Annotated in this window: 15 protein-coding genes; 11 read left to right on the forward strand and 4 right to left on the reverse strand. The window is 71.0% G+C overall.

What is annotated here, in order from left to right:
• The first annotated feature begins 138 nt into the window (after window positions 1–138).
• Both AC5JJ2_RS19730 and AC5JJ2_RS19735 read left to right on the forward strand, forming a co-directional pair.
• Window positions 139–2,250 (forward strand): dipeptidyl-peptidase 5, encoded by a 2,112-nt coding sequence (locus tag AC5JJ2_RS19730; RefSeq protein WP_495859742.1) that lies wholly within the window; start codon window positions 139–141, stop codon window positions 2,248–2,250.
• Between the two features lie 347 nt (window positions 2,251–2,597).
• The gene (locus AC5JJ2_RS19735; RefSeq protein WP_495859743.1) at window positions 2,598–3,764 is read left to right on the forward strand and encodes a hemolysin family protein; all 1,167 of its coding nucleotides are present in this window, start codon (window positions 2,598–2,600) and stop codon (window positions 3,762–3,764) included.
• Window positions 3,765–3,769: 5 nt separating this feature from the next.
• On the opposite strand, the gene AC5JJ2_RS19740 is transcribed toward AC5JJ2_RS19735, so the two are convergent.
• Genes AC5JJ2_RS19740 through AC5JJ2_RS19750 form a run of 3 tightly spaced genes read right to left on the reverse strand, consistent with a single transcriptional unit; the run spans window position 3,770 to window position 6,521 of the window.
• Window positions 3,770–4,282: a CBS domain-containing protein gene (locus AC5JJ2_RS19740; RefSeq protein ID WP_495859744.1), complete on the reverse strand. Its 513-nt coding sequence runs from the start codon at window positions 4,280–4,282 to the stop codon at window positions 3,770–3,772.
• A gap of 41 nt (window positions 4,283–4,323) precedes the next feature.
• Window positions 4,324–5,268 (reverse strand): DUF1559 domain-containing protein, encoded by a 945-nt coding sequence (locus AC5JJ2_RS19745; RefSeq protein ID WP_495859745.1) that lies wholly within the window; start codon window positions 5,266–5,268, stop codon window positions 4,324–4,326.
• The gene (locus tag AC5JJ2_RS19750; RefSeq protein WP_495859746.1) at window positions 5,265–6,521 is read right to left on the reverse strand and encodes a PQQ-dependent sugar dehydrogenase; all 1,257 of its coding nucleotides are present in this window, start codon (window positions 6,519–6,521) and stop codon (window positions 5,265–5,267) included. Before AC5JJ2_RS19750 ends, AC5JJ2_RS19745 begins: the two co-directional genes overlap by 4 nt.
• A 224-nt stretch (window positions 6,522–6,745) precedes the next feature.
• Between AC5JJ2_RS19750 and AC5JJ2_RS19755 the strand changes: the two genes are divergently transcribed.
• The 9 genes from AC5JJ2_RS19755 (at window position 6,746) to AC5JJ2_RS19795 (ending at window position 13,910) form a co-directional block, all read left to right on the forward strand.
• Window positions 6,746–7,516, forward strand: a complete 771-nt coding sequence (locus tag AC5JJ2_RS19755) for a hypothetical protein (RefSeq protein WP_495859747.1) — start codon at window positions 6,746–6,748, stop codon at window positions 7,514–7,516.
• Complete coding sequence (locus AC5JJ2_RS19760; RefSeq protein WP_495859748.1) at window positions 7,513–8,010, forward strand: DUF4240 domain-containing protein; 498 nt, start codon at window positions 7,513–7,515, stop codon at window positions 8,008–8,010. Before AC5JJ2_RS19755 ends, AC5JJ2_RS19760 begins: the two co-directional genes overlap by 4 nt.
• Before the next feature lie 10 nt (window positions 8,011–8,020).
• A complete protein-coding gene (locus AC5JJ2_RS19765; protein ID WP_495859749.1) occupies window positions 8,021–8,473 on the forward strand; it encodes an AAC(3)-I family aminoglycoside N-acetyltransferase in 453 nt (150 codons plus the stop codon).
• Between the two features lie 32 nt (window positions 8,474–8,505).
• Window positions 8,506–9,009 (forward strand): hypothetical protein, encoded by a 504-nt coding sequence (locus tag AC5JJ2_RS19770; RefSeq protein ID WP_495859750.1) that lies wholly within the window; start codon window positions 8,506–8,508, stop codon window positions 9,007–9,009.
• Window positions 9,010–9,180: 171 nt separating this feature from the next.
• A complete protein-coding gene (locus AC5JJ2_RS19775) occupies window positions 9,181–9,618 on the forward strand; it encodes a hypothetical protein (protein WP_495859751.1) in 438 nt (145 codons plus the stop codon).
• A 235-nt stretch (window positions 9,619–9,853) separates the two neighbouring features.
• Entirely contained in the window at window positions 9,854–10,240 is a 387-nt protein-coding gene (locus AC5JJ2_RS19780; protein WP_495859752.1) for a hypothetical protein, read from the forward strand.
• A 39-nt stretch (window positions 10,241–10,279) separates the two neighbouring features.
• Complete coding sequence (locus AC5JJ2_RS19785) at window positions 10,280–10,663, forward strand: VOC family protein (protein WP_495859753.1); 384 nt, start codon at window positions 10,280–10,282, stop codon at window positions 10,661–10,663.
• A gap of 149 nt (window positions 10,664–10,812) precedes the next feature.
• Window positions 10,813–12,567 (forward strand): CRTAC1 family protein, encoded by a 1,755-nt coding sequence (locus AC5JJ2_RS19790; protein WP_495859754.1) that lies wholly within the window; start codon window positions 10,813–10,815, stop codon window positions 12,565–12,567.
• Entirely contained in the window at window positions 12,564–13,910 is a 1,347-nt protein-coding gene (locus tag AC5JJ2_RS19795; RefSeq protein WP_495859755.1) for a tetratricopeptide repeat protein, read from the forward strand. Before AC5JJ2_RS19790 ends, AC5JJ2_RS19795 begins: the two co-directional genes overlap by 4 nt.
• A gap of 119 nt (window positions 13,911–14,029) precedes the next feature.
• Here the strand turns inward: AC5JJ2_RS19795 and AC5JJ2_RS19800 are convergent, their stop codons facing one another.
• On the reverse strand, window positions 14,030–15,367 hold the full coding sequence (locus tag AC5JJ2_RS19800) for a tetratricopeptide repeat protein (protein WP_495859756.1): 1,338 nt from the start codon (window positions 15,365–15,367) through the stop codon (window positions 14,030–14,032).
• Between the last annotated feature and the right edge of the window lie 7 nt (window positions 15,368–15,374).

Below are 15,374 nucleotides of genomic sequence, written 5' to 3' on the forward strand. Positions count from 1 at the left end.
GCGGGATCGACTTCCGAAGTCGAAGCCGGACTTCGGAAGTCTAGGTTTTTCCCCCATCGCCCCGACACGAAACGAGGTTCGCCGAACCCGTCCCTCCCGCATACCCTTCCGTTACCTCTCGCTTTCCCGAGGTACGCCATGCGATTCTTCCTCCTGCTCACGGCCGTTGCCATGACCGCACCCGATACCCCCGCCGCCGACAAGCGGCCGATGACCCTCGACGACCTGTTCAAACTCAAGCGGGTCGCCGAGCCGCAGATCTCGCCGGACGGCAAGCACGTGGTCTACCAGGTGACCGAAATCACCGACGCGGCCGCGAACAAGAAGCACACGCACCTCTGGCTCGCGGCCGCCGACGGCAAGACGCCGCCCCGCCAGATCACCAGTTCCGGCAAGGCCGACACGCACCCACGGTGGTCGCCGGACGGCACGAAAATCCTCTTCGAGTCCAGCCGCGACGGGTCCGGGCAGCTCTACGTCCTCGACCTGAAGGCCGGCGGCGAGGCGCGGAAGCTCACCAACATCGGCACGGACGCCGCCACCGGCGTCTGGTCGCCGGACGGTAAGCTGGTCGCGTTCGTGAGCGCCGTCTACCCGGAGTTCAGCGAGCTGCCGTTCGCCGAGAGCGACGCGAAGAACCGGGAGAAGATCGAGGCCATCGAGAAGAACCCGGTGAAGGCGAAGACGTTCACCCGCCTCTTCTACCGGCACTGGGACAGCTACGTCGGGGACAAGCGCAATCACCTGTTCGTCGTCACCGCGGACGGCAAGGACTGCCGGGACGTGACCCCCGGCGACCGCGACGCCTACCCGACGAGCACGACGTTCAGCGTCGGCGACGACTTCACGTTCACGCCGGATAGTAAGCACATTCTGTTCACGGCCGTGCCGGAGAAGGGCGAGGCGTGGAGCACGAACCACGACATCTGCCGCGTGAGCATCGACAACAAGTCGCCGAAGTGGGAGTCGCTGACGGGCGACAACCCGGCGGCGGACACGTACCCGCAGTTCTCGCCGGACGGCAAGAAGCTGGCGTGGCGGCGGCAGGCGAAGGCCGGGTACGAGGCCGACAAGTGGGACATTCTCGTGACGGACGTGAAGGAGGACGGCACGCCCTCCGGGAAGCCGGTCAACGTCACCGCGCACCGCGACCTGTCGGTCAACGAGTTCGCGTGGAAGACCCCGGCCGTCCTGGCGTTCGTCGCCGAGGCGGGCGGCCGGGGCTTCATCCACTACGTCCCGGCGACGGCCGGCGGCGAGGTCTCGCAGGAGCCGCTGGCGTTCGGGTCGGCGAGCGGCCTGAGCTACTCCACCGACGGCACGGCGGCCGCCTTCTCGCACGTCGCCATGACCGCCCCGGCCGACGTGTGGGCCATGTCCACCGCGACCGGCAAGACGACCGAAGCGAAGGTCAGCAACTTTAACGACGCGCTGCTCGCCGAACTCGACCGGCCGCGGCCGGAGAGCGTGAAGGTCAAGATCGAGGACGGCGAGATGCAGATGTGGCTGCTCAAGCCGCCGGGGTTCGTCGAGGGGAAGAAGTACCCGGTCGTGTACCTCGTCCACGGCGGCCCGCAGGGGGCGTGGGAGGACGGCTGGAGCTTCCGCTGGAACCCGCAGGTGTGGGCGGCACAAGGCTACGTCATCGCCCTGCCGAACCCGCGGGGCAGCACCGGGTTCGGCCAAAAGTTCGTCGATGAAATCTCCGGCGACTGGGGCGGCAAGTGCTACCGCGACCTCGTCGCCGGGCTGGAGCACGTCAAGAAGCTGCCCTACGTGGACAAGGACCGGATCGGGTCGGCCGGGGCGAGCTTCGGCGGGTACATGCAGAACTGGTTCGCGGTCAACGACATCGCGAAGGAGTTCAAGTGCCTCATCACGCACTGCTCCGTCTACAACTTCGAGAGCATGTGGGGCACGACGGAAGAACTCTGGTTCGACGAGTGGGAGCACCAGGGGCTGCCGTGGGAGAAGCCGGGCAAGTACCGCGAGTTCTCGCCGCACGTCCGCGCCGGGGAGTTGGGCAAGCACAAGACGCCGATGCTGGTCATCCACAACGACAACGACTTCCGCTGCCCGATCGGGCAGGGGCACGAACTGTTCACGGCGCTCCAGCGGCAGGGCGTCGCTAGCAGATTCGTGAACTTCCCCGATGAAGGGCACTGGGTGCTGAAGCCGGCGAACAGCAAGCACTGGCACACCGAAGTGTTCGCGTGGCTGACGAAGTACGTCCCGCCGGGCGGCAAATAGTAGTAGGCACACTCCGTGTGCCGTCCGCGGAATCGAGTCTTCGAGATTCCGCGAGAGCTTTCGGCACGAGGTAGCAAACGGCACACGGAGTGTGCCTACTACTATGACCGCGTGGCTGACGAAGTACGTCCCGCCGGGCGGCAAATAGTAGTAGGCACACTCCGTGTGCCGTCCGCGGAATCGAGTCTTCGAGATTCCGCGAGAGCTTTCGGCACGAGGTAGCAAACGGCACACGGAGTGTGCCTACTACTATGACCGCGTGGCTGACGAAGTACGCCCCTGCGCGCGGCACCCCGGTTGCTATACTACCCCTGTCTGCCGCCCCACCCGTCCCCTGAGCCATCATCGTGATCTTCGCGTCCGGCGAACCCGCGTCCTCCACCGCCCTCGTCGTCGGCCTCGTTGCCATCCCGCTGCTCATCTTAATCAACGCGTTCTTCGTCGCCGCCGAGTTCGCCCTCGTCGCGCTGCGGCGGAGTCGGGTGCAGGAGCTGGTGAACCTCAAGCAGCCGCGGGCGGAGAAACTACTACACGCCGTCGATGAACTGAACGACAGCGTTGCCGCCGCACAACTCGGCATTACCGTCGCCAGCCTCGCCCTCGGGTTCGTCAGCGAGCCGGCCCTGGCGTCCCTCATCTCGCCGTTGTTCGCGAACCTCCCGGCCGAGTGGCAAGGGCCGGTCACCCGCGCCCTGTCGATCACGCTCACGCTCGCGCTCATCACGTTCCTGCACGTCGTCTTCGGCGAGCAGATGCCGAAGATCGCGGCGCTGCAATCGAGCGAGAAAATCGGGCTGTTCGTGGCCGGGCCGCTCAACCGGTTCGCGCGAATCTCCCGGCCGCTCATCCGCCTCATGAACGGCACGAGCAACCGGTTCCTCCGCATGATGGGCTACCGGCCGGAGGGCGAGGAGGGCGAGGTCTACAGCGTGGACGAGCTGCGGCTGCTGATCGAGGACACGGAAGAGGCCGGGCTGATGACGGCCGAGCAGGCGGACGTGGTGCTGAACGTGTTCAGCCTGTCGAACAAGAAGGTCCGCGACTGCATGGTCCCGTGGGAGAAGGTCGCCGCCCTGGACGTGACGATCCAGTCCGAGGCGCTCATGGCCGCCGTCCGGCAGGGGGCGCACACGCGGATGCCGGTGTACGACGGCACGCCGGACAACGTCGTCGGCGTCGTCAACACGAAGGACCTGTTCTACCTGTTCAGCCTGAACGGGATCGTGCAGTTGATCGACGCGGTGTACGAGCCGGTCATCCTGGACGCGGACGCGCCGGTCTCGACGGCCCTGAACGTGTTCAAGAAGTCGCACCGCCACCTCGCCGTGGTCCGCGAGAACGGGGCGAAGGTGGTCGGCATCCTGACGCTGGAGGACGTGCTGGAGGAGATCGTCGGCGAGATCGAGGACGAGCACGACAAGCCGGCCCCGAAGCTGCGGAACACGGTGTTGCAGAAGATTCTCTTGCGGCGGAAGTTCGGCCGCAGCACCGGCGGTGGGAAGCCGGGGGCGTAGGCCCGTCACTCCTTGCACAGCCGCGTGATGTGCTTCAACACGTCGCGGACGCTAATCACGCCGACCGGCCGGTCGTTCGCCCCGACGACCGGGAGGTGGCGGTAGCCGCCGGTGTCCATCCGCTGCAGCGCGAACGCCAGCGGGTCGAGCGGCGACACCGTCTCCGGGTCGGGCGTCATGAACTCCCGCACCGGCCGGGCCTCGAACCCGGCCTGCCCGGCCACCTTCGTCAGGAAGTCCCGCTCCGTCAGGATGCCCACCAGCCGCTTCGCCTCGGTCACGACCAACAGCGCCCCGACGGCCCGGTCGATCATCGTCTCCATCGCGTCGGCGATCGTCGCGTCGTCCCGGATCGTCACCGGCGGCTTCGGCCCCAGCGCGGCGACCGGCTCGGACATGAGGCTCGCCTCGACCTTGTCCTGCGGCGTCGGCCGGTCGAGCGCCGTCAGGTCGGCCTGGCACTTCTCGCACGCCTCCGCGCCGGGCACGTTCAGGTGGTTGCAGGTCGGGCAGTACATGGCGGCCTCGCGGCAACTCCGGGCGACGGGTTAAGGTTCTTCTATTCCCAACCGCCGATTCCGCCCACCTCGCCGCCGGCCCGCGTCGCGAGCGCGTTCCACGCGGCCGGCGACACGCCGTCGGCGACGAACCGCACGCCGCCGTCGCAGGCCAGCACGTTCACCCCGCCCGCGTGGAGGCTGCGGGCCGCCAGTCGGCCCTTCTGCTGGGCCGCGTTCAGGCAGTCCACGGCCGGCGGGTTCGGCGGGGCGGCGTGGTTGTACAGCGTGTTCCCGTAGTTGCCGACGATCCACTTCGCCCCGCGCTCGGTGTTCCACGCCCCGGTCTGGCACGCCGCGGCCGTCGGGTCGCCGGACGCCTCCCGCATCGCCCGGTCCGGCCGGCCCGGCCCGGCCCCGCCCTCGCCGAGGGTGCGTTCGGAGAACGCGGCCGTGTTCGACGTGCCGTCGAGGATGTCGGTGAGGCGAACGGCCGAGCCGAGGAAGAACACGCCGTCCGCGTTCGCGATCGTCCCGAGGTTCGCCCCGCTACCGGCGCACGCGGCGTAGCTCGTGCCGGCGAACGCCGACCCCGGCACGCGGCCGTCCGCCGAATCGGCCGGGCAGACGAACGACTTCACCACCGTCGTCGCGGCCGGGTAGTTTTTTGTTCCGTCGTGGACCGTCGCCGGCGGGATCGTGAACGTGGCCGGCGGCGACGCGAAGTCGATCAGCCCGCGGAGGTTGTCCTGTTCCAGATGCGCGAGTAGGTACGCGTGGGCCGAGAAGATGGCCGGCGTCGGCGTCCCGCGGCCGGGCGGCAGCCGGCCGACGGCGACGTGGTGGTTGTGCAGCGCGAGGCCGACTTGCTTCAAGTTGTTGGAACACGACACCCGCGCCGCCGCCGCCCGGACCTTCTGCACGGCCGGGAGGAGCAGGCCGACCAGCACCGCCACGATGGCGATGACGACCAGCAGCTCGATCAGCGTGAACGCCCGCCGGGTCACGGTTTCGCCGCCACCCGCCAGATGCGGTTCGTCACGTCGTCGGTGACGAGCAGCGCCCCGTCCGGCGCGACGCACGTGCAGACCGGGCGGCCGTAAACGTCGTTCTCGTTCGCGATGAACCCGGTCAGGAAGTCCTCCGGTTGGCCGGCCGGCTTGCCGTCCTTGAACGGCACGAACGCGACCCGGTAGCCGGAGAACTTCGACCGGTTCCACGACCCCCGCTGGCCGACGAACGCCCCGCCGCGGAACTTCTCCGGGAATGCGTCGGCCGCGTAGAAGCACAGCCCCAGGGACGCCGTGTGCGCGCCGAGCGCCAGGTCCGGCGCGACCGCCTTCGCCACCAGGTCCGGCCGCTCCCCCTTCCGCCGCGGGTCCTCGTTCTTGCCGAAGTAGCTGTACGGCCAACCGTAGAACGCCCCGTCCTTCACGCTCGTGATGTAATCGGGGACGAGTTCGTCGCCGAGTTCGTCCCGCTCGTTCACCGCCGTCCAGAGGGCCTTCGTTTTCGGCTCCCACGCCATGCCGACGGGGTTCCGCAGGCCGTCCGCGAACACCCGCAGCCCGGTCCCGTCCGGGTTCATCTCCAGGATGCAGGCCCGCAGGACTTCTTCCTTCATCCCCTTCTCGCCGACGTTGCTGGCCGACCCGACGGAGACGTACAGCTTCGTGCCGTCGGCGTTCGCCACCACGTTCCGCGTCCAGTGGTTGTTGTACCCGCCCAGCGGCAGGTGCAGCACCGGCGTCGGCCGGGCGTTGATCGCCGTCTCCCCGGCCTTGTACGGGAACCGCACGACCGCGTCCGTGTTGCCGACGAACAGTTGGTCGCCGACGAGGGCCATGCCGAACGGCTGACTCAGGTTCTTCAGGAACACCTCGCGGACCTCCGGCTTTCCGTCCTTGTCCGCGTCGCGGAGCAGCGTGATGCGATTGGCCGACGACCCGGTGACGGTCTTCGACTTCTTCATCCCCTCCTTCTGTTCCGGGTTCGCGTCCGGCTTCGGCAGCGTGCGGGCCTCGGCGACGAGCACGTCGCCGTTCGGCAGCACGTACAGCCACCGCGGGCTGTCGAACCCGTCCGCGTACAGGCTGACGGTGAACCCGGCCGGCGCGGTCGGCGTCTTGCCCGCCGGCCACCCGATGACCTTGGGGTGCTTGACGACGGACTTCGTCTCGAACGGCGGCGGCAGCGGCGGGTCGGCGGCGAGCACGACCGACGCGGCAAGGGTCAGGCCCAGGAGCAGGAGTGAGCGCATCGAGCACCCGAGGGAAGCGAACATGGCGTGAGTAAGCAGGCCGGTGCGCGAACCCACGCGCGGTTGACCCGGAACGGCGACGACGGTGAGGGGAGCAATCGCGATGCCGGGTTCGCTTTTGACCGGGCCGACGAGATTCACTACGCTGGGACGTTTAGAAGCGGTCACGCGCGAGTCGGGTCGCGCGGCGCGATCTCGATCCACGTTCGGTCCCGGAGGGCGCGATGGCAAAAGAGGCCGACACCCCCGCGGGCGGGGCCGACAACCCGTACCGCCAGGAACTCTACAAGACCCTGCTCGCCGAGTCCCAGGGCTACCTCGGGAAGATGGCCGGGCTTTGGCTCCAGAAGCTCGTCCTCGTCGGCGGCGTCATGGTCTTCCTCTACGGCCACCGCGACGACCCGGAGCAGTGGGAGAAGTGGATGCGGAAGGGCGGCCCCTGGCAAAACACCCTCGCCCTGGCGACCCTCGCGCTGCCCCTGCTGGCCCTCTTGTTGGACCTCAAGCACCTCGAGTACGCCGTCCAGGCGCGGGCGATCTCCCGCTTCATTCGCAAGACATTCCAGGACGTGCCGGCGGTGAGGGACTGGGAAGTGTACAACTGGGGCGACCGGGAAGCCGCCGACGAGCGGTTTCTCGCGTGGCTCCGGACGCTGACCTCCGCCGCCGTGGCGGCCCTGCCCACGCTGGCCCTGACGTACTTCTCGCTCGCCGTGATCGGGTGGCAGTTCGACGGCCGCCGGGAGGCGATACTCGTCGGCGTGGCCGTGACGCTTCTCGCCCTGATCGGGTCGTGGCGGACGTGGCGGCTGCTCTGGCCCGGCGGGTTCCACCCGCTGTGGCCGGACGGGTGGGGGCGGCTGCTCGGGGTCTCGGGCCATGCCGCCGCGTCCCCCGACAAGGACCCGGGCGTGGTCGCGCAAACCCAGGAGGCGGGTCTTCAGGGGCGGTCCGTGACGCCCGGCCCGGCCGTTCCCGACGAGGAGGCACGATGACGACGGACGAGTTTTGGAAGCTGATCGCGCGGAGCCGCCGGGGGACCGCCGGCGACATCGACGCGCAGATGGACCGGCTCCGGGAGTTGCTCCGCGGCCTCGACCCGAAGGACGTAGTCGGCTTCGACCGGCGGTTCCTGGAGTGCGCCCGGGCCGCGTTCCGCAACGACCTGTGGGCCGCCGCGTACATCATCAACGGCGGGTGCTCGGACGACGGGTTCGACTACTTCGTCGGCTGGCTCGTCGCCCAGGGGCGGGCGTACTTCGAGGCCGCCCTGGCCGACCCGGCGAAGGCCGGCCGGCGGGTCGAGCCGGGCGAGGAGGTCGAGTGCGGCGACATGTGGTCGATCGCGGCCCGCGTGTACGAGGAGGCCACCGGCAAGGACTACGACGGCGTGGCCCCGAACGTGACCCGGACGCTCAAGGGTAAGGGCTGGGACGAGGACACGGTCGAGGCGTTGTACCCCGGCCTGGCCCGGAAGTTCGGGGGGTAGCGAGGCCGACATGGAGTACCGCGTTCTCGGCCCCGGCGACCTGGCCGATCTGCACGCGCTGCTGTCGGTGTTCGGCCGCGCGTTCGACGCCCCCGCCACCTACGACGCGGCCCGGCCGGCCGACGGCTACCTCGCCGGGCTGCTCGGCAGCGCGGGGTTCATCGCCGTGGTCGCCCGGTCCGACGGCCGCGTCGTCGGCGGGCTGGCGGCCTACGTGCTGCCGAAGTTCGAGCAGGCCCGCAGCGAGATTTACATTTACGACCTCGCGGTGGACGAACCGTTCCGCCGGCGGGGCGTCGCCACCGGGCTGATCGAAAAGCTCCGGGCCGTGGCCGCGGAGCGGGGGGCGTGGGTGGTCTACGTCCAGGCCGACCGGGACGACGCGGCGGCCGTCGCGCTGTACTCGAAGCTCGGCGTCCGGGAAGATGTCTACCACTTCGACATCCCGCCGGGCAACGGGTGAACGTCGGCCGCGCGGCCGAAAAGGGGGCAGGGATGGAGAACGCGGACGCGGCCGAGGGGCGGTTGCTCGAACTGCTCCACCGGTTGGACTTCGCCCGCCGGTGGTACGACCTGTGCGTCGCGACGCGGTCCGCGGAGGGCGTCCGCGGCCGCCGCCCCGCGGCCGCGGACGTGGCGGCCGCCCTGGCGTCCACCGGGCGGGCGTTCACGTACAACCGCAAAGAGCGGTTCCACGCGACCCGCGAGGCCGACGTGCCCGGCGAGTTGGGCGTTAACCTGGGGTTGCGGCACGGGACCGCGGAATTCATCCTCGTGGTCCGGGGGCCGGCCGGGCACGTCGGCGGCCCGTTCTCCCGGCTGATGCGGGCCGTGGAGCGGCTGTCCCGGCCGCCGCTGCCGGCGGTGCCGGCGTACCCGCAGCCGTGGTACCAGGGCGCGGCCGAACTGACGCAGGTGCTGGCGGCGGGGTTCGGGCTGTACGCGGAGGTCGCGGCCGCGATCCGCGCGAGCGGCCTGCTGACCGGCGACGCCCGGTAAGCACGGGGCCGCGGTTCCGTCGTAGGTCAAACTTTCTAGCCTGCACAGCCCGAGGCGTCAGGCTAGAAAGCCTGACCTACGTGATGGCTCAGACGCTACAACCAACCGTGGCCCGGCGCTTAGACGGTCCGACACGTTTGTCACCTCCGGGCCTTCTGGCGAAAGACGTACATGGCACTCACGAGACGGGACGACGGCTGGTTCGGCGGCGGCCCCGAGGACATCCGGCCGGTGCTGGACGGCCTGGCGCGGGACCACGGCGGGGCCGTGAGCCACTACGCGGACGCCGTCTGCCCGTGCGGCGGCCGCGAGTTCGGTATCGTCGTGGCCGAGGGCCGGGGCTGCGCCACCCTCGACTGCGAGGCGTGCGGGGCGCGGCTCTCCACCGGGCCGGTCCCGGCGGACGCCGGGGACGCCGGGGCGGAGGCGTGCAACTGCGCGTGCGGCGGCGACTGCTTCGAGGTGTGCGCCGCCGTCGTCCGCTCCCCCGGCCGCGCCCCCCGGCGGTTCTTCCTCGCCGCCCGGTGTACGGGGTGCGGCCGGGTCGCGGGGTACGGCGAGTGGGCCGTGCCGCCGCGGGTACGGCCGCCGGCTTGGCGGGCGGGGTGAAGCACGCCGGGTACGACGGGCTTGGGCAACCCGATAAGGCGGTCGGCGGTCGAAATCGCGGACGTGTTCTTCGGCCGGCCGGTCGTGGCCCGAAACTTGCGTCTTCTTTTCCGCACGCGCGGTCGGTCATTTTCCCGGCCGCGGCCGCTTGAGAAACCGACGCCTTTGTTCGCGAATTGGAGAACCCCGACGCGGCTCCCTCAAGCATCCCCACTCGGAAAGCGAGGGACCGGCCATGATTCACTTGCACTTCGACGGCCCGTTGCGGGCGCAAGCCGTCACCCTCGGGCCGGCCCCGTGGTTCCGGATCGCCGGCAACTACATCCGGCAGGGGCCGCACAACGTCATCGTCGGGTCGTACCGCCGCCACCAGTGGGAGGTGCAGGCCAAGTACTTCACCCGGTACGACTGCCGGGACCGGGCGGTCATCCACTTCGAGGACGTGGCCGGCGGGCCGACCGAGAACTTCGGCCCCTTCCCCTGCTTCCACGGGGCCGACGGGGTGGTGTACGCGGCCGACAAGCTGTTCGCGAAGTTCATCGAGGAGTCGCAGCTGTGGCACTGCTACCCGACCGAGACGTTCTGGCCGGTCATGGTCGTGCAGGCGGCCCCGCCGCCGTAGGCCGTTGCACCGCGGCCCGTCGGCCGGTACGCTGGGGCCATGTCACACGCAAAAGGCCCACCGCCGCCCGAACCGCTCGCCCTGTTGCCGTTCGTCCCCGGCGGCCGCGACTTCGCCCGTAGCCGGGAGCTGTTCCGCGAACTCGGGTTCGCGGAAAGCTGGGCCGGCGGCGGGTACGTCGGGTTCCGGTGCGGGGCCGCCCAGTTCATCCTCCAGGACTTCGACCAACTCGCGTTCGCCGAGAACCTGATGCTCAAGCTCGTGGTCCCGGACCTCGACGCGTGGTGGGCGGCGGTCGCGGCGAAGGGGCTGCCGGACCGGTTCCCCGGCTTCCGGATCGAGCCGCCGAAGGCGTTCCCGTGGGGCCGGGAGGTGACGTTCATCGACCTCGCCGGCGTCTGCTGGCACGTCGGCCCGGCGTGACGGATGGGGGCGGCCGGGCTGGGGTCAAGTTAGTTTTCCGTGAAAATGTCCCTCGACAGACGCGCGGGAGAAGGTTAGGCTTTTCATCAGTTTTTCATTACGCGGCCGAGGTCTCGGCCGCCGCTTCGTACTCGCAGGTAGCCCTCCCCATGTTCCTCCGTACCCCACCGGGGTGTGCGACGGCGTTCGGCCGTACCCGCCCCAAGTCCCGCGCGGCCCCCCTCCTCGTCCTGATGCTGGCGGTCGTCGCGGGTTGTAAGGACAAGGACGCCCCGCCCCCGCCGCCGCCGGTCGAGCCGCCGGACACGGCCGCCGCCGCCGGGTGGTTCGAGGACGTGACCGACAAGGTCGGCCTCGCGTTCACCCACGACGGCGGGCCGACCGGCGACTTCTTCATGCCGCAGTCGATGGTCGCCGGGTGCGCCCTGTTCGACGCCGACGGCGACGGCCGGCTCGACCTGCTACTCCTCCAATCGACCGGGCCGAAGACCGGCAAGACGAACCACCTGTACCTCCAGAAGGCGGACGGCACGTTCCGCGACGCGACGGCCGGCAGCGGCCTCGACTTCGACGGGTACAACGTCGGCGTCGCCGTCGGCGACTACGACAACGACGGCAAGCCGGACGTGCTCGTCACCCAGTTCGTCGGGGCGAAGCTGCTGCGGAACGTCGGCGGCGGGAAGTTCCAGGACGTGTCGGCCGCGGCCGGGATCGTCAACCCGCTGTGGGGGTCGTCGGCCGCGTTCCTCGACTACGACCGGGACGGGTGGCTGGACCTCGTGGTCGTCAACTACCTGGACTACGACAAGTCGTGGCCGTGTACCGCCCCGGACGGGTCGCGGGACTTCTGCGGGCCGAAGACGTTCCCCGGCACGGCGGCGAAGCTGTTCCGCAACCGCGGCACCGGCGGGTTCGAGGACGTGACCGTCCCGGCCGGCCTGGCCGCGAAGTCCGGGCCGGGGCTGGGGGTGTACTGCGCCGACCTGACGGCCGACGGGTGGCCGGACATCTTCGTCACCAACGACGGGAAGCCGAACTTCCTGTGGGTGAACCAGACGAACGGCACGTTCAAGGAGGAGGCGCTGTCCCGCGGGGTCGCGCTGACCGGGATGGGCGAGCAGTACGCGAACATGGGGATCGCGGCCGCCGACTACGACGGGGACGGGCTGACCGACCTGTTCGTGACGCACCTGTCGAACGAGACGCACACGCTCTGGAAGCAGGGGCCGGCCGGCCTGTTCCGGGACCGGACGACCGTAACCGGGGTGGCGAAGACGAAGTGGCGGGGGACCGGGTTCGGGGCCGTGGCCGCGGACTTCGACCGGGACGGGTCCCCGGACATCGCGTTCGTCAACGGGAAGGTGTACGCCGGGACGCCGCCGCCGGGGGCCGACCACCTGCCGAAGTTCTGGCGGGCCTACGCGGAGCGGAACCAGCTGCTCAAGAACGACGGCACGGGGGCGTTCCTCGACATCTCGGCCGACAACACCGGCTTCTGCGGTCGGCCGAACGTCGCCCGCGGGCTGGCCCTCGGCGACTACGACAACGACGGCCGGCCGGACCTGCTGGTGCTCGGCCTCGCGGACCGGGCGCGGCTGTACCGGAACGTCGCGGCCGGCGGGAACTGGGTGGCCGTCCGCGCCGCCGACCCGTTCCGCGGCAACCGCGACCTGCTCGGCACGGAGGTCCGCGTCACCGCCGGCGGGCGGACGCAGGTACAATTCATCTGCCCGGAGCAGAGCTACCTGTCGGCGTGCGAGCCGGTCGCGCACTTCGGCCTGGGGGCCGCGACGACCTACGACAAGCTGGAGGTCCGCTGGCCGTCCGGCGAGAAGGAGCTGCTGCCGGGCGGGCCGGCGAACCAGGTCCGGCTGATCCGGCCGACGGGGGGGAAGAAGCCGTGAACAAACTCTTCCTCCTCGGGATCGTCGCCCTCGCCGCCGCCGGCGGCGGGGCCGCGTGGTACTTCTCGGCCGGGAATTCGCCGGCCGCGCCGCCGATCCCGGACGTGCCGGCGGACTGGACCGACCCGCCGATGCGGGAGTGGGTCGGGGCGAAGCGGCGGGCCGTCGTGGCCGACCCGAAGAGCGCCGCCGCGTGGGGCGAGCTGGGCATGGCGTTCGAGGCCCACGAGCGGTTCGACGAGGCGGTGGCGTGCTACCGGGCGGCGGCGACGCTCGCCCCGGACGACGGCCGGTGGACGTTCCTGATCGGCCGCCAGTTCCGCGAGTCGGACCCGCGGGAGGCGGTGCGGCTGTACCGGGCGAGCCTGGACCAGCGGCTGCCGTCGCTGGAGCACCGGGCCGCCGTCGAACTGACGCTCGCCGAGGCGCTGGCGAAGCTCGGCGACGCGGCGGACGCGGAGGCCATCTTCGCCCGCGTCTACCGGACCGACCCGGCCAACCCGTGGGCGGCGCTGCGGCACGCGCAGGCGCTGGTCGAGAAGGGGGCGGACGGCCCGGCCGTCCGCGCCCTGGAGCCGCTCGGGCCGTCCCCGCACGCCCGGAAGCGGGCGGCGGCGCTGCTCGCGGCCGTCCACCGCCGGGCCGGCCGGCAGGCGAAGGCCGACGAGTTCGAGTTCGTCGCCGCCACGTTCCCGGACGACCAGCCGTGGAACAACCCGTTCGCCAACGAGGTGGCGGCCCACCAGCGGGGGCCGAACGTGATGATGGACACGTTCACGTACCACGAGGCGCAGCGGAACTACCCGGCCGCCCTCCAGACGGCCCGGCGGATGGCCGACCTGTACCCCAGCCCGCGGAACGAGATGATCCTCGGCCGGGCGCTGGTCAACGTCGGCGACTACGAGGCCGCCGTTCCGCCGCTGGAGGACGCCGTCCGCGGCGACCCGAACCTGACGATGGCCCACGCGTTCCTCGGCGTGGCGTGGTACCAGCGGGCGGAGGCGGCCGCGGCCCGCGGCCGGGCCGACCAGGCGAAGGAGTTCTACCTGAAGGCCGAGACGCACCTGGGGACGGCCGTGGCGATGAAGGTGGACTACGCGCCGGGGTTCTACTACCTGGCCCGGTTGCAGATGAAGCTGAACCGCCCGGACGCGGCGACGGACGCGATCCGGAAGTGCATCCAGGCCCGGCCGGAGGAGTGGGAGGGGTACGTGGTGCTGGGGGAAATCCTGGCCGCCCAAGGGAAGAAGGACGAGGCCGTCCGGGCGACCGAGCAGGCGGTGAAGCTGGCCCCGCGGCACGACGACCGCCCCCGCAAGGCGCTGGAGAAGCTCCGCCGGTGACCCGGCGGGCGCCGGGCTTGCCCCGGTCGGCCTTCTTCGGCCGGTGACGGTCGCCGGGGTTCAACGACGGGGTCGCGAGGCGGAGGGCCGACCGGGACAAGCCCGGTCGCTCGCCCGCCCTACGGCTTCTTCTTCGACAACTCCGTCAGCGCCTGCCGCGCCCGGTTGTCGCCGGGGGCGGCGAGGTCGGCCGCCTTCCGGTAGCTCTCCTCGGCCTCGGCGAGGTAGTTCTGGTTCTCCAGCGCGATGCCGAGCATCAAGTGCCCCTCGCCGACCTCGGGCCGCTGCTCGACGAACTTGCGGATCAGTGCGATCCCCTCGGCCGGCCGCTCGAGGATCCGCTCGATCGCGCCCGCCTTGAGCAGGAGCGCGCTCCCGGTCGGGTTCGTCTCCAGCACGGCGTCGAAGTACGGCAGGGCCTTCTGAACCTCGGCCCGCGCCTCGGCCTTCCGGCCGGCCGCCCACAGCTGCTCCGCCAGGCCGTAGTGCATCCGCCCGCGGTGGGAGTTCGCCAGCACGTTCTTCGGCTCCCGCTGGAGGGCGATGTCCAGGGCGGCGGCGGCGGCGGCCGGGTCCCCGAGCGCGAGGTGGGCCTCGGCCAGCCCGAGGAACGGTTTCACGTCCGGCGAGGCGGCCGTCGCCAGCGGCTGGTACACCTTCAACGCCTCCCGCGGGCGGCCCTCTTGGAGTAGCCCGGCGGCCCGGTCCAGCAACCCGCCGCGGCTCCGCCGCCGCTCGGTGACGGCCGCCAGCAGCGGGTCCGGCCACGCCGCGTCCGGGGCCGTCGCCGCCCGCCGGGCCGCGTCCGCGGCGAACGACGGCCGCGTGTCCTTGTAGATTTGCGCCTGCAACAGCAGCACCTGCCGGCCGGCCGTCGGGTGGTCGGCCAGGTCGGTGAGCAGTTCCGCGGCGCGGGTCGCGTCGCCGGCCGCGGCCGCCGCCCGCGCCGCGGCGATCCGGGCGCGGGCGGACTTCGCTTCCATCCCCGCGAGGGCCTGTTGCGCCTCGGCGGTGCGGTCCAGGCCGAGGAGCGTCTCGACGAGCCGCAGCCGCACCCCCTCGGCCGCGTTCTCGGGCAGCTGCCGGTCGCTCGCCTTCTGGAACCACGGCACGGCGGCGGCCGCGTCCGCCTTCGCGACGTGGTCGCCGAGGTAGTACGGCCACCGGCCGTCGGCCGGGTCGAGGTTCGCGGCCGTCTCGAGGCAGGTGTCGGCGGCCGGGTGGAACTCGTACGCCCGGAGAACCATGCCGTACTCGCCCCACGCCTCGGCCGACCGTGGGTTCGCCCGCACCGCCTCCTGCGCCTGCGTCACGTCGCGGACGACGGCCGGGTCGGTGGTCGGCTCGAACGCCGGCGTCGGGACCGGCGGCACGGCGACGCGGACGAACACGTACCACGCGGCGGCGGCGGCCGCGACCGCGGCGACGGCGGCGGCGATTTTCACGGCGGGCTTCACGCCAGGC

It is taken from the genome of Limnoglobus sp., assembly GCF_059499385.1.

Coding starts and splice junctions, on each gene's coding strand:
- AC5JJ2_RS19730 (WP_495859742.1), top strand. CDS start 139: ATGCGATTCTTCCTCCTGCTCACGGCCGTTGCCATGACCGCACCCGAT.
- AC5JJ2_RS19740 (WP_495859744.1), bottom strand. CDS start 4,282: ATGTACTGCCCGACCTGCAACCACCTGAACGTGCCCGGCGCGGAGGCG.
- AC5JJ2_RS19750 (WP_495859746.1), bottom strand. CDS start 6,521: ATGCGCTCACTCCTGCTCCTGGGCCTGACCCTTGCCGCGTCGGTCGTG.
- AC5JJ2_RS19755 (WP_495859747.1), top strand. CDS start 6,746: ATGGCAAAAGAGGCCGACACCCCCGCGGGCGGGGCCGACAACCCGTAC.
- AC5JJ2_RS19760 (WP_495859748.1), top strand. CDS start 7,513: ATGACGACGGACGAGTTTTGGAAGCTGATCGCGCGGAGCCGCCGGGGG.
- AC5JJ2_RS19765 (WP_495859749.1), top strand. CDS start 8,021: ATGGAGTACCGCGTTCTCGGCCCCGGCGACCTGGCCGATCTGCACGCG.
- AC5JJ2_RS19770 (WP_495859750.1), top strand. CDS start 8,506: ATGGAGAACGCGGACGCGGCCGAGGGGCGGTTGCTCGAACTGCTCCAC.
- AC5JJ2_RS19775 (WP_495859751.1), top strand. CDS start 9,181: ATGGCACTCACGAGACGGGACGACGGCTGGTTCGGCGGCGGCCCCGAG.
- AC5JJ2_RS19780 (WP_495859752.1), top strand. CDS start 9,854: ATGATTCACTTGCACTTCGACGGCCCGTTGCGGGCGCAAGCCGTCACC.
- AC5JJ2_RS19785 (WP_495859753.1), top strand. CDS start 10,280: ATGTCACACGCAAAAGGCCCACCGCCGCCCGAACCGCTCGCCCTGTTG.
- AC5JJ2_RS19790 (WP_495859754.1), top strand. CDS start 10,813: ATGTTCCTCCGTACCCCACCGGGGTGTGCGACGGCGTTCGGCCGTACC.